Raw genomic sequence first — 13,642 nt, 5'->3', positions numbered from 1 at the left:
TACAGGTTTGTTATACCTGTAAGAGAAGATAGTCAGGCTTTTTGATATAATTAATAAAAGCATGAACAGTGGCTATGTTGCTGTAAATGTTTTAGGTACGATTATATCATAATGACAGTTTTGAGAATCAATTAGAATACATTTTTTGACAAGTTTTATAGAATACCTAAAACAGTAGTATAGGCATGAAACAGGTTCATATTACAGTAGCAACAAAATCACATTTTTCTTACGCAGATGAGATATGTGATGTTATTCTTGATTCAGCCAGAGTTCGCGGAACAGGAATCGCTAAACGGACCCCAGAGTATATTCGAAGCAAAATGCTCAGTGGTCACGCCATTATCGCTATGTGTGGAGAAGCCTTTGCCGGTTTTTGTTACATAGAGGCTTGGGAACATGAGAAATATGTAGCCCATTCAGGACTTATTGTTCATCCTGATTATAGAAAAATAGGATTAGCAAAACGTATTAAGGAGTTCACCTTTGAACACTCATTACAAAAATATCCTAATTCCAAAGTGTTTGGAATAACTACAGGATTGGCTGTTATGAAGATTAATTCTGAGCTAGGGTATAAACCAGTTCCTTTCTCTGAATTAACAGAAGATCCTAAGTTTTGGTCTGGGTGCAGGACATGTACCAATTATGATATTCTAAAATCAAAAGATCATAAAATGTGTCTGTGTACTGGGATGTTATACGATCCGACACAAAAAGAAAATAAAAAGAAACAATTCAATAAAAAGATATTAAAACGATTACGAAGCATTAAACAAAAAATGCTGATAAGTAATAAACATTTTTTACAATGGAAAAAGTAGTATTAGCATATAGCGGAGGATTAGACACTTCTTACTGTGTCAAGTATTTGATTCATGAAAAACAATTGGAAGTTCATACCATATTGGTTAATACCGGAGGTTTTTCTGAAAAAGAGTTAGAAGAAACAGCACAAAAAGCGTATGAACTGGGAAGTAGTTCTCATAGTAATAAAACCATATTGGATACCTTCTATAATAAAGCTATTAAATATTTAATTTTTGGAAATGTATTAAAAAATAATACCTATCCCTTATCAGTTAGTGCAGAACGAATTTTTCAGGCAATAGAAGTAATTAAATATGCCAAAGAAATCGGAGCTAATTATATAGCTCATGGAAGTACAGGAGCAGGAAATGACCAGATCCGTTTTGATGTCATTTTTCAGACCCTGGCTCCAGAAATAAATATTATCACTCCTATACGAGATTTACAATTATCTAGGCAAGAGGAAGTTTCATATCTCGAAAAACACGGTGTTAATTACAGTTGGGAGAAAGCACAATATTCTATTAATAAAGGGATTTGGGGAACCAGTGTGGGAGGAAAAGAAACATTGACATCTCATCAGTCATTACCGGAGTCTGCCTATCCGAGTCAACTAGAAAATAAAGAAGAGACGACTATTACCCTACATTTTGATCAAGGAGAATTGATAGGTTTAGATAATGTAAAGGATACACCTATCAGTAATATCAAAAAACTGGAACAGTTGGCGAGTTCCTATGCGATAGGAAGAGATATTCATGTTGGAGATACTATTATTGGAATAAAAGGGAGAGTGGGGTTTGAAGCAGCAGCTCCTCTATTAATTATCAAAGCACATCACTTGTTAGAAAAACATGTACTGACTAAATGGCAACAGTATTGGAAAGAACAATTGGCTAATTGGTATGGAATGTTATTGCACGAAGGAAACTACTTAGATCCGGTAATGAGGAATATAGAGGTCTTTTTAGAAGATTCCCAAAAGACAGTAACAGGAGATGTGATTGTTCGATTAAAACCGTATCATTTTGTATTAGAAGGAGTCGCTTCTGATTTTGACCTTATGAAATCTGATTTTGGTCAATATGGAGAGATGAATAATGAGTGGACCTCAGAGGATGCCAAAGGGTTTATCAAAATCTATGGAAATGCGAATAAAATATATCACCAGATAAATTCTTCATTAGTATGATTACAGCAGGAATTATAGGAGGGTCAGGATATACAGCAGGGGAATTAATACGATTACTGGTACATCACCCAGGAGTAACTATTGATTTTGTATACAGTACGACCAATGCAGGAAACCCAATTCATAAACAACATAAAGATCTGCTAGGAGAGCTTACACTGGATTTTACGAATACAGTTAATCCAGAAGTTGATGTGCTTTTTCTATGCCTGGGGCATGGAAGGTCGCGCTCTTTTCTAGAGAGTCATACATTTTCCGAAACAACAAAAATTATTGATTTGGGAAATGATTTCAGATTGGAAAAAGATCAGGTTTTTGAAGGTAAAAAATTTATATATGGATTGCCAGAACTATATAAAGAAGCAATTAATAAGGCATCTTATATCGCAAATCCAGGATGTTTTGCTACAGCAATTCAATTAGGACTATTGCCATTAGCTTCTGCCAAAAAACTGGAAGATGTCGTACATATTAATGCCACAACAGGAAGCACCGGGGCAGGAGTTGTACCGGGAGCGACTACTCATTTTAGCTGGAGAGACAATAATTTTTCTAGTTATAAGGTCTTTAATCACCAACATTTAGGAGAAATAAACCAAAGCCTGAAAGCTTTGCAAGAGGATTTTACAGCTCCTTTGTTCTTTATTCCGAATCGGGGAAATTTTAGCAAAGGAATTTATGCAACGATGTATACCCGTTTTGAAGGAACAGAAGCAGCTGCAAAACAATTGTATATGGATTATTATAAGGATGAAGAGTTTACAGTAGTGTCAGAAGAAGAGATCCATTTAAAACAGGTCGTAAATACCAATAAATGTGTATTACATGTATGCAAAAAGAAAGGGATGCTATTGATTACGTCAGTTATAGATAACCTTATAAAAGGAGCTTCAGGTCAAGCAATACACAATATGAACCTGATGTTCGGATACCCTGAAAAAAAAGGTCTGGAATTAAAAGCAGCAGCTTTTTAAAAAAGAAAACAGTTAAAAAAAGAAAAGATGCAGGAACAATTAACAATAATAGGAGGAGGAAATCTTGGAAAGTCAATAATTTCAGGTTTGGTATCCAGTGATATATTTAATACATCTGATATAACTGTAGTTGATAAGTCCTTTTATAACTTATCATACGTGAAAGACAATCTGGGGGTCAATATCTCTCAAGACATTATTACAGCTATAGAAAATGTAAAATGGGTTATTCTATGTGTACAGCCGAGGCAGTTAGAAGGAGTTCTTAATGAAATAAAAGATAAAGTTACTAAAGATCAGGTATTTATTTCTACGGTTACAGGAACCTCTATAGAAGAAATTAATCAACTATTACCTGACAATAAGGTGATTAGGGTGATGCCGAATACGGGGGCAGCAAAAAAATTATCAATGACCTGTATCTCTGCAAGCAAAGATGTAAAGGAAGAGTTAGCGATCGTAGAGAAAATATTCAAAACAATTGGAGAAACTTTGGTGATTGAAGAGCGATTGATGCAGGCAGCTACGGTGTTGGGAGCCAGTGGTATTGCTTTTTTTCTTCGATTTTTAAGAGCGATGATACAAGGAGGAATCCAAATGGGATTTCATCCGCATGAAGCTCAGATTATCGCAGTACAGACAGCTATTGGAGCTGCTACATTGGTGGCAGAGAACGGAACCCACCCAGAACGGGAAATCGATAAAGTAACTACCCCGCAAGGATGTACAATAGAAGGGTTGAATGAGATGGAACATCAGGGATTAAGCTCTTCCGTAATAAAAGGAGTAATGGCTTCTTATGAAAAAATTAATACTATAAAATAACAGGAATTACCATTGGGGTAACTGCTGTAAAAAAATAATAAAAATGAAACTATTTGATGTATATCCATTATATGATGTAGAGCCAGTAAATGCTTATGATTGTATTGTTATAGATAGAAAAGGAAAAGAGTATCTCGATATGTATGGAGGGCATGCTGTAATTTCTATAGGACACTCTCATCCACACTACGTAAAGCGCATAAAAGACCAATTAGATCAAATCGGTTTTTATTCAAATGCAGTTCATAATAGTTTACAACAAGAACTAGCTAATAAATTAGGAGAACTATGCGGGTATGATGAGTACCGTTTGTTTTTGTGTAATTCTGGGGCAGAAGCCAATGAGAATGCATTAAAGCTTGCTTCTTTTCATACAGGTAAATCAAAAGTGATTGCCTTTTCTAACGGATTTCATGGGAGGACATCTGCAGCAGTAGCCGTGACAGATAACCCTAAAATTGTAGCTCCTATTAATAAACAGCAACAAGTAAGTATACTGCCCTTAAATGATATTGAATCTTTCCAAAAAGAAATAGAGAAAGGAGATGTTTCTTCTGTGATTATAGAACCCATTCAGGGAGTAGGGGGACTAGATGAACCTACAACTGAATTTTTTAAAGCAATACAGCATTTGTGCAAAAAGTACAAGGTAGTTTTGATTGCAGATGAAGTACAGTCTGGTTATGGAAGAAGCGGAAAGTTTTTTGCGCATCAACATCATGGAATTAAACCAGATATTATATCCATAGCAAAAGGAATGGGAAATGGATTTCCTATTGGAGGGATATTAATTAGTCCGGAATTTCAATCTAGTTATGGATTGCTGGGAACTACTTTTGGAGGAAATCACCTGGCTTGTGTAGCAGGTCTGGCAGTATTGGAGGTTATCAAACAAGAAAAACTTGTTGAGCAGGCAATGAAGATGGGACAGTATTTAATCAACAAAGCTCAAAAGATTCAGGGAGTCAGTAAGATTAAAGGAAGAGGGTTGATGCTTGGAATCGAATTCGAAACAGAAGTAGGAGAACTTCGGAAGAGATTGATCTACGAAGAACGAATTTTTACGGGAGGAGCGAAGAATCAAAAATTACTGAGGGTATTGCCTCCAATGACTATTACGACCTCGGCAATAGATAGGTTTATAAAAGGAGTACAGGAAGTAACCTCAGTAGTAATCCCCTAAACAATTTTAAGAATCATAATAAGCAAGCAGGATGGAGACAAAAGACATGATTAAAATAGAAAAATATTTTTCCACACATGATATAGATTCAGTAGCTGACTGGGTAGAAGAAGCTATCACGATCAAAAAGAATCCATTAGGATACAAGGAATATGGTCAAAATAAAACCATAGCAATGCTCTTTTTTAATCCGAGTTTGCGAACCCGGTTAAGTACCCAAAAAGCAGCGGTACACTTAGGGATGAATGTGATTGTTATGAATTTTAATGGAGAGGGATGGTCCCTGGAGTATAATGATGGAACGATCATGGATCAGGGAACATCAGAACATGTAAAAGAGGCAGCTCAGGTAGTATCTCAGTATTGCGATGTATTGGCTATTCGGGCTTTTGCTTCTCTGGAATCTAAGGAGGATGATTACAGTGAGAAAGTAATTAAGAGTTTTGTGAAATACGCTTCTGTACCTATCATTAATATGGAAAGTGCTACTGCACACCCATTACAGGCATTAACAGATGCGATGACCATTACGGAGCACATGACTAAAAAAAGACCCAAGGTAGTTTTTTCCTGGGCACCTCATCCAAAGCCATTACCACAGGCAGTAGCAAATTCCTTTGTAGAAATGATCAAACGAATGGATGTAGATTTTGTTTGTACCTACCCAGAAGGTTATGAATTAGCCAGGCATATAACAGAAGGAGTAACAACAACACATGATCAGGAAGCAGCTTTGAAAGATGCAGATTTTGTATATGTCAAGAACTGGAGCTCTTATGCAGATTACGGAAAAGTTCTTTCTACAGATACGTCCTGGAAAATGACAGCAAAAAAGATGGAGCTGACCAACAATGCGAAATTTATGCACTGCTTACCGGTAAGAAGAAATGTAGTCGTAGATGATGAGGTATTGGATGGTGCTAATTCATTAGTGATTGAACAGGCTAATAATAGAACATATGCAGCACAACTGGTCTTAAAAAAGATGTTGGAATAATCGTGTAAAAAGAAATGATATGGAAAAAATACTAGTAGCAAAAATAGGAGGTAATGTTATAGAAGACGAGAAGGCATTGGCTTCCTTTTTACAGGATTTCTCAAAAGTAAAAGGACCTAAAATATTAGTGCATGGAGGGGGGAAGATGGCAACCAAATTAGCTGATAAATTAGGAGTCAAAACAGAAATGATCGATGGCAGAAGAATTACTTCTTCAGAAAATCTGGATATTGTCTTAATGACCTATGCGGGAGTGTTGAATAAGAAGATTGTAGCCGCTTTGCAAAAAAATAATTGTAATGCATTGGGGTTAACCGGAGCAGACGGGAATGTAATACAGGCGCAAAAGCGACCACCTCAATTTGTAGATTATGGCTATGTAGGAGATATTGTCAAAGTAGATGGAGTGATTATCAAAAATTGGCTCGAACAAAATATTGTACCGGTATTCTGTGCAGTAACCCATGATACAAGCGGGCAATTATTGAATACAAATGCAGATACCATTGCATCAGAAATAGCGGCAGCGATGAGCCCTTTTTATGAAGTGTCTTTATTTTATTGTTTCGAATTACAAGGAGTCCTGGAAGATATAGAAGATAAAAGTTCAATCATAGAGTATATAGATCAATTAAAGTACAAAGAACTTCAGGATCAAAATGTGATTTCAGCAGGAATGCTCCCCAAACTGAAGAATTGCTTTGATGCCTTGAAAAAAAATGTAAATGAAGTTCATATAGCCAATGCAGATTTTGTTAAAGATAACTCTATAAAACATACAACCTTATGTCTCTAAAAGAAGAACTAACTCAGGAAGCAATTGTTTTGTTAAAACAGTTAATAGAAACTCCTTCCTTTTCTTCAGAAGAGCAAGAAACAGCTCTTCTTATAGAACGATGGTTTTCTAAGAATGATATTCCTTTTCATAGGGAGAATAATAATATCTGGGCCTATAACAAGCAATACGATCCTGATAAACCCACAATTTTGTTAAACTCTCATCACGATACAGTAAAACCCAATGGAAATTATACCAATAATCCTTTTGAAGCTTTTGAGTCGGAAGGAAAGTTATTTGGTTTAGGGAGCAATGATGCAGGAGGGTGCTTGGTTTCATTAATAGCAGCTTTTACATACTATTATCATTGCGAAAACATGGCATATAATCTGGTGATTGTTGCCTCTGCCGAAGAAGAGAGTAGTGGTGATAATGGGTTAAATAGTGTTTTGAAACACTTGAGAGGGATTGATTTTGCTATTGTAGGGGAACCGACATTGCTGGATCTGGCTATTGCAGAAAAAGGATTACTGGTACTTGATGTTACAGTGAAAGGAACTGCTAGTCATGCGGCACACCCTAATGACGACAATGCTATTTATAATACGCTGGAAGTTATCAGGTGGTTTCAGGAATACGAGTTTTCCAAGGTGTCTGATACATTGGGAAAAGTAAAAATGACAGTTACACAAATTGATGCGGGAAAGCAACATAATGTAGTGCCGGCTAATTGTCGATTAGTAGTAGACATACGGGTCAATGACCATTATACAAATAGAGAGGTACTGAATACAATAAAAGAGGCTTTGCCTCAAACGGTAAAAGTAAAGCCGAGATCTCTACATCTGGGATCCTCATCAATTCCGATGGAACATCCTATAGTACAGGCAGGGATTTCGTTGGGAAGAAGCACATATGGATCTCCGACATTATCTGATCAATCCGTATTGAGTTGCCCTTCTCTAAAACTTGGACCGGGGGATTCTGTGAGATCACATTCTGCAGATGAGTTTATTTTTATTGAGGAGGTGGTCGAAGGAATTGGTCTTTATATTGATGTTTTAAAAAAAGTAATACTACCTGAAGAAATTCCGAATACTGCTGTTTTGGAAAACAACAAATAAAAGAAATAATACAAAATCAATAATTGGTAATAAAAGAAAAAGATGAAACTTTGGGATAAAGGACTACCGACAGATCAAAAAATAGATGCATTTACTGTAGGGAATGATAGAGTATTGGATTTGGTAATTGCAAAATATGATATAGCTGCAACACTAGCACATGCTAAAATGCTACATCGTATTGATTTGATATCGTCAGAAGAAATAAAAGCTATTGAGAAAGGATTAGCTTCTCTTCAGGAGGAAGTAGCAAAAGGCATTTTTTCTATAGGAGAAGATTTTGAAGATGTACATTCCAAAATTGAGTTTGAATTAATCCGTAGAATAGGAGAAGCAGGGAAAAAAGTGCATACAGCCAGATCGAGAAACGATCAGGTATTAGTAGCAATGCATTTATATCTGAAAGATGAGTTGATAAGCATAAAAGAACAGGTTTCTGGTTTTGTAAAAGTACTGTTGGATACAGCAGATAGGTATAAAGAAGTATTATTACCCGGATATACGCATTTGCAAATAGCAATGCCTTCTTCCTTTGGGTTATGGTTTTCAGCATATGCAGAGAGCTTTGTCGATGATTTGTATATGGTGAATGCAGCTTTAAAAATAGTTGATCAAAATCCCCTGGGAAGTGCAGCAGGCTACGGGAGCTCTTTCCCGATTGATAGAGAATATACGACAAAAGAATTGGGGTTTGAAACATTAAAATATAATGTCGTTGCTGCTCAGATGAGTAGAGGGAAATCAGAAAAATCAGTCTCTTTTGCATTGAGTAGTATCGCTGCGACTTTGTCTAAACTAGCGATGGATGTTTGCCTTTATATGGGGCAGAATTTTGGTTTCCTAAGTATTCCATCAGAGTTTACAACCGGTTCCAGTATTATGCCGCATAAAAAGAATCCTGATGTTTTTGAATTAATAAGAGGGAAATGCAATAAAATACAAGGATTACCTTATGAATTAAGCCTGTTGACCAACAATTTGCCTAGCGGTTATCATAGAGATTTTCAGTTGCTAAAAGAAGGAATAGTACCTGCTATTCAAGAGCTCAAAGCATGCCTGGAAATGGCATCCTACTCATTAAAGAATATAGTGGTAAATACCCAAATTCTCGAAGACGAAAAATACAATTATCTGTTTAGTGTAGATACACTAAATGAACTGGTAATCGGAGGAATGTCTTTTAGAGATGCGTATAAAAAAATTGGTCGTGACATTGAAGAAGGAAAATATCAACCTGTAAAAGGAATCACCCATACCCATATAGGAAGTATTAATAATTTATCATTGCCAGAAATAGAGAACAAGTTAAAGCAGGCATAAAAGTGAGAGTTGAGTTTGTGTACTTTTAAAAAGCTTTAACTATAGCCCCTCGGAAATACGATACATTCCGGGGGGTGTTTTTTATAATACTTTCTTATTTAGAGATTATTTTTTTCAGATCATTGATGACATGTATATTGTGTCGTAGTAATGCGAATAAAATGAATAAAATAATAAGAGCTGCCAAAAATCCTAATGTAATTCCACTTCTATTATTACTGGATACTTTTTTAGAGGTTTTGATATAGGCTTTAGAGATTTTTTTAGTGTATTCTGATACGAGTGCAAAAGCAGGGGCAAATATCAAAACAACAACCAGCATATCCATAAGTACCAAAAGATATCCTTGTAGATCAATGTGTTTTTTTACATACTTAATAATGTATTCATTAATTAAGGTAGCACTTAATACCGCAACGGTATAGATAGCATATTTGGTTAGTATTCGGTTATTCATTATTTGGGACAATTTTTACAAAGAAAACAAAATCTTTTATGGATGAAAAAAAGAAAATGATCGCATATAGATATGTACAATATATACCTGATATAAACAGGAACGTATAATTATAGTAAAGTGTTGATTTCTTGTTATAATTGTATAAAAAAGCACCTATAGATAGGTGCTTTTTTATTTTAGAGAGTAGCTTGCTCTTTTTCTATAAAGGAATATTTCCATGCTTCTTTTGAGGAGTATGAACTTCCTTGTTCTCAAGCATACTAAAAGCTTTGATAAGTTTTTTTCGAGTGTTTTCGGGAAGTATTACTTCATCAATGAATCCCCGTTGTGCGGCTCTATAAGGATTAGCAAACTTATCAGCATATTCAGCTTCTTTTTCGGCTAGCGTAGCAAGAGGGTCTGTAGCATTTTTAATTTCTTTTTTAAAGATAATTTCACTGGCTCCTTTGGCTCCCATAACAGCAATTTCGGCAGAAGGCCAGGCAAAATTAAGATCCGCCCCAATATGCTTTGAATTCATTACGTCATATGCACCTCCATATGCTTTTCTGGTAATAACGGTAACTCTGGGAACAGTAGCTTCACTCAATGCATATAATAATTTAGCTCCATGGACGATGATTCCATTCCATTCCTGATCCGTACCGGGAAGAAAACCAGGGACATCTACCAGTACTAATAAAGGGATATTAAAACTATCACAGAAACGAGTAAAGCGAGCAGCCTTTTTAGAGCTGTTTACATCTAATACTCCGGCAAGAAACATGGGTTGGTTGGCAATAATTCCAACGCTTCTCCCTGCGATTCTAGCAAATCCGACGATGATGTTTTCTGCATATTCTTTATGGATTTCATAAAAAGAATCCTCATCGATAATCCCAGTGATAACCTCATGCATATCATAGGGCTTATTAGGATTATCAGGAACAATATCAGTGAGAGCATCCCTTATTTCATCCGTAAGAACTACTTCTTTTTTAGGAGGAGTTTCTTTATTGTTTTGAGGGAGATAACTTAATAAAGACTTGATATCTTCTAAACATTGGACATCATTAGATGAGGTAATATGTGCTACTCCTGATTTGGTAGAATGTGTACTGGCACCTCCTAATTCTTCTGATGAAACCTCTTCATTTGTGACCGTTTTGACAACATTGGGACCTGTCACAAACATATAACTTGTATTTTCTACCATAAGGGTGAAATCAGTCATGGCAGGAGAGTAAACAGCACCTCCGGCACAAGGTCCCATAATGGCAGAAATTTGAGGAATTACTCCGGATGCCTGTACGTTGCGATAAAAAATATCAGCATAACCACCTAAAGAGCGAACTCCTTCCTGGATACGGGCACCCCCCGAATCATTCAAACCGATAAGCGGAGCTCCTGTTTTCATTGCTAAATCCATAATTTTACAGATTTTTTCGGCATGTGTTTCAGAAAGAGCTCCCCCAAAAACGGTAAAATCCTGAGCGAATATGTATACCAAACGCCCTGAGATGGTTCCGTAGCCAGTAATTACTCCATCCCCATAATAGATTTCTTTTTCCATACCGAAATCGGTAGTTCTATGGGTAACCAGAATACCGGTTTCTTCAAAAGATCCTTCGTCTAGTAAATAAGCAACTCTTTCTCTGGCAGTGAGTTTCTTTTTTTCGTGCTGTCTTTTGATACGATGTTCCCCTCCACCAGTATGTGCTAATGCGATTTTATCTTGTAGTGTTTTTATTTTTGAATCCATGTTTTACTGTATTGGTAGCCGTACTATTTTTTGATCTTCCATATATTTTTTCAATGCAATGTAAGCAGCGATTTTTGCTTCTTCTTCCAGTTCATTTTGTATGGTTTCCGGCGAATAATATTTTTTTACAAAATGAGTATCGAAGTTTCCGGACTGAAAAGCTTCATGATCGAATACAAAATCTCCAAATGGAAGCGTTGTTTTTACCCCTTCAATTTGGTATTGACTAATAGCTTCTTTCATACGTAATAATGCTTCTTCTCGTGTCTGCCCATAAGTGATCAGTTTGGCTAGCATAGGGTCATAATATATAGGAATGTCCATTCCTTGTTCGAATCCATTGTCAACTCTGATCCCTTCTCCTTGTGGAAGGATATAGGTGCTTAGGTTTCCAACACTGGGTAAAAAATCATTTAAAGGATCTTCTGCATAAATTCTCAGCTCCAGCGCATGTCCCTTGATATGTATGTCTTCTTGCTTGATGGGGAGTTGCTCTCCTTTTGCTACACTGATTTGCAATGCGACAAGATCCAATCCGGTAATAAGTTCTGTTACAGGATGCTCTACCTGTAATCGGGTGTTCATTTCCAAAAAGTAAAAATTATGCTGGTCATCCAATAAGAATTCTACCGTTCCGGCACCGACATAATCACAAGATTTTGCTACTTTAATTGCCGCTTCTCCCATGGCAGCTCTCAATTCGGGAGAAAGGACTGTAGAAGGGGCTTCTTCGACAACTTTCTGATGTCTTCGTTGTACACTACATTCTCTTTCGAATAAATGAATTACATTGCCATGGGTATCAGCCATTACCTGTATTTCAATATGTCTCGGAGAGGCAATGTATTTTTCAATGAATACAGCCCCATCTCCAAAAGCAGAAGTAGCTTCACTAATCGCTCGTTCCATTTGTGCCGGTAGGTCTTCTTCTTTTTCTACTACCCGCATTCCTTTTCCTCCTCCTCCGGCAGAGGCTTTAATTAGAATAGGAAATCCGATTTCCTGCGCAATTTTTATCGCTTTATCGACATCAGTAATAGCTTCATCAATTCCTGGAACCATAGGAATGTCATAAGCTTTAACCGCTTCTTTTGCAGCAAGTTTGCTTCCCATGATTTTAATGGCTTTGGACTTGGGACCAATAAATGTAATGTTGTTTTTTTCAGCTTCTTCGGCAAAAGCGGCATTCTCACTTAAAAAACCATATCCGGGATGGATCGCATCTACTTGTAGTTCTTTTGCGGTGGCAATAATTTTAGACCCTAACAGATAGGATTGATTCGAAGGAGCTTCTCCTATACAAACTGCTTCATCAGCGAGTTTGACATGAGGAGCATTTCTGTCAACTGTTGAGTAAATCGCTACGGTTTTAATTCCCAGTTTTTTTGCCGTATTCATAACTCTAACAGCGATTTCTCCTCTGTTAGCAATTAATATTTTTTTCATCTTTAGATGTTTGTGTTTAGGAACAATAAGTTAATTTGATGATAGGATACTCCCTGAATTATTCAAATTCAATGAGAAGTTTTCCTTTATCTACCGTTTCCCCGGAGGTAATCGATACGGATTTTATAATCCCATCTCGAGGGGATGTTATAATATTTTCCATTTTCATGGCTTCCAGCACCAGTAAATATTCTTCTTCTTTTACTTCTTGCCCTTCATTGACGTGTACATCTATGATAAGCCCTGGCATGGGTGCTTTTATCTGATTGATTTGCTTAGAAGAACCAATAGAGAATCCCATCTCGGCAATTAGTTGATCCAGTGCATTAGCAATATCAACGGTATAGGTGTTGTTATTTATATTTACAACATAGTTTTTTTGATCAAAGTCAGAAGAAATTATTTCAGCTTCATACGGTTTTTGGTGATGAAGTATGTGATATTTGGAGGGGGTCGTTTTGACCGCATCCAAATTAGCTAAACTTTCTTCTGTAAGCTCAATATCAAAAGCATTATTCACTTTTAATTTAAATGTATTACTCATAGGTATAGCTATTTTAATGTTTAAATATAGCTATTAAAATGCGGAGTCGCTTCGTTGATTAATTTTTATTCTTTTCTAGAAGGGACTTCTGTTATTGAGTGAAAACGAGATAAAGAATATTGGTTTTATTTTTATGAATATGTGTATTGTGTTGTTTTTTAGTTTTTTATGTGTGTTTGTTATTGTTTTTAGAAAGATGGAATTGTGTGTTTTTCTGACAGGAATATTTTTTGAGACTTTTCCTGAAA

Annotated in this window: 13 protein-coding genes; 9 read left to right on the top strand and 4 right to left on the bottom strand. The window is 36.2% G+C overall.

Annotated elements, in window-relative coordinates; all coding sequences use genetic code 11:
- Nucleotides 1–185 precede the first annotated feature (185 nt).
- From HN014_RS20995 to argH, 9 genes are read left to right on the top strand one after another with little or no spacing between them, the layout of a single operon-like run.
- On the top strand, nucleotides 186–824 hold the full coding sequence (locus HN014_RS20995) for a GNAT family N-acetyltransferase (protein WP_176030786.1): 639 nt from the start codon (nucleotides 186–188) through the stop codon (nucleotides 822–824).
- On the top strand, nucleotides 812–2,002 hold the full coding sequence (locus HN014_RS20990; protein ID WP_176030785.1) for an argininosuccinate synthase: 1,191 nt from the start codon (nucleotides 812–814) through the stop codon (nucleotides 2,000–2,002). Before HN014_RS20995 ends, HN014_RS20990 begins: the two co-directional genes overlap by 13 nt.
- Nucleotides 1,999–2,976 carry an N-acetyl-gamma-glutamyl-phosphate reductase gene (argC, locus tag HN014_RS20985; protein ID WP_176030784.1) on the top strand — a complete coding sequence of 326 codons (978 nt, stop codon included), beginning with the start codon at nucleotides 1,999–2,001 and terminating at the stop codon, nucleotides 2,974–2,976. The genes HN014_RS20990 and argC overlap by 4 nt, the downstream gene beginning before the upstream one ends.
- Before the next feature lie 27 nt (nucleotides 2,977–3,003).
- The gene (gene proC, locus HN014_RS20980) at nucleotides 3,004–3,801 is read left to right on the top strand and encodes a pyrroline-5-carboxylate reductase (protein ID WP_176030783.1); all 798 of its coding nucleotides are present in this window, start codon (nucleotides 3,004–3,006) and stop codon (nucleotides 3,799–3,801) included.
- A 43-nt stretch (nucleotides 3,802–3,844) separates the two neighbouring features.
- The gene (locus tag HN014_RS20975; protein ID WP_176030782.1) at nucleotides 3,845–4,984 is read left to right on the top strand and encodes an aspartate aminotransferase family protein; all 1,140 of its coding nucleotides are present in this window, start codon (nucleotides 3,845–3,847) and stop codon (nucleotides 4,982–4,984) included.
- Nucleotides 4,985–5,015: 31 nt separating this feature from the next.
- Complete coding sequence (locus HN014_RS20970; RefSeq protein WP_254884056.1) at nucleotides 5,016–5,981, top strand: N-acetylornithine carbamoyltransferase; 966 nt, start codon at nucleotides 5,016–5,018, stop codon at nucleotides 5,979–5,981.
- A gap of 19 nt (nucleotides 5,982–6,000) precedes the next feature.
- Nucleotides 6,001–6,777, top strand: a complete 777-nt coding sequence (gene argB / locus HN014_RS20965) for an acetylglutamate kinase (protein ID WP_176030781.1) — start codon at nucleotides 6,001–6,003, stop codon at nucleotides 6,775–6,777.
- The gene (locus HN014_RS20960) at nucleotides 6,768–7,883 is read left to right on the top strand and encodes a M20 family metallo-hydrolase (protein WP_176030780.1); all 1,116 of its coding nucleotides are present in this window, start codon (nucleotides 6,768–6,770) and stop codon (nucleotides 7,881–7,883) included. The genes argB and HN014_RS20960 overlap by 10 nt, the downstream gene beginning before the upstream one ends.
- 42 nt (nucleotides 7,884–7,925) lie before the next feature.
- Nucleotides 7,926–9,203, top strand: coding sequence for an argininosuccinate lyase (argH, locus tag HN014_RS20955; RefSeq protein ID WP_176030779.1), 1,278 nt, complete (start codon nucleotides 7,926–7,928; stop codon nucleotides 9,201–9,203).
- A 94-nt stretch (nucleotides 9,204–9,297) separates the two neighbouring features.
- Here the strand turns inward: argH and HN014_RS20950 are convergent, their stop codons facing one another.
- The 4 genes from HN014_RS20950 to HN014_RS20935 form a co-directional block, all read right to left on the bottom strand.
- Nucleotides 9,298–9,660: a hypothetical protein gene (locus HN014_RS20950; RefSeq protein WP_176030778.1), complete on the bottom strand. Its 363-nt coding sequence runs from the start codon at nucleotides 9,658–9,660 to the stop codon at nucleotides 9,298–9,300.
- Nucleotides 9,661–9,862: 202 nt separating this feature from the next.
- Nucleotides 9,863–11,404, bottom strand: coding sequence for an acyl-CoA carboxylase subunit beta (locus HN014_RS20945; protein WP_176030777.1), 1,542 nt, complete (start codon nucleotides 11,402–11,404; stop codon nucleotides 9,863–9,865).
- Nucleotides 11,405–11,407: 3 nt separating this feature from the next.
- A complete protein-coding gene (gene accC / locus HN014_RS20940; protein WP_176030776.1) occupies nucleotides 11,408–12,850 on the bottom strand; it encodes an acetyl-CoA carboxylase biotin carboxylase subunit in 1,443 nt (480 codons plus the stop codon).
- 58 nt (nucleotides 12,851–12,908) lie between these two features.
- Nucleotides 12,909–13,394, bottom strand: a complete 486-nt coding sequence (locus HN014_RS20935; RefSeq protein WP_176030775.1) for an acetyl-CoA carboxylase biotin carboxyl carrier protein subunit — start codon at nucleotides 13,392–13,394, stop codon at nucleotides 12,909–12,911.
- Between the last annotated feature and the right edge of the window lie 248 nt (nucleotides 13,395–13,642).

The sequence above is a fragment of the Aquimarina sp. TRL1 genome (genome assembly GCF_013365535.1).
In the GTDB taxonomy this organism is placed as follows: domain Bacteria; phylum Bacteroidota; class Bacteroidia; order Flavobacteriales; family Flavobacteriaceae; genus Aquimarina; species Aquimarina hainanensis.
Note: the sequence above shows the minus strand (reverse complement) of the source record. Positions and strands in the feature narration are given on the sequence as shown.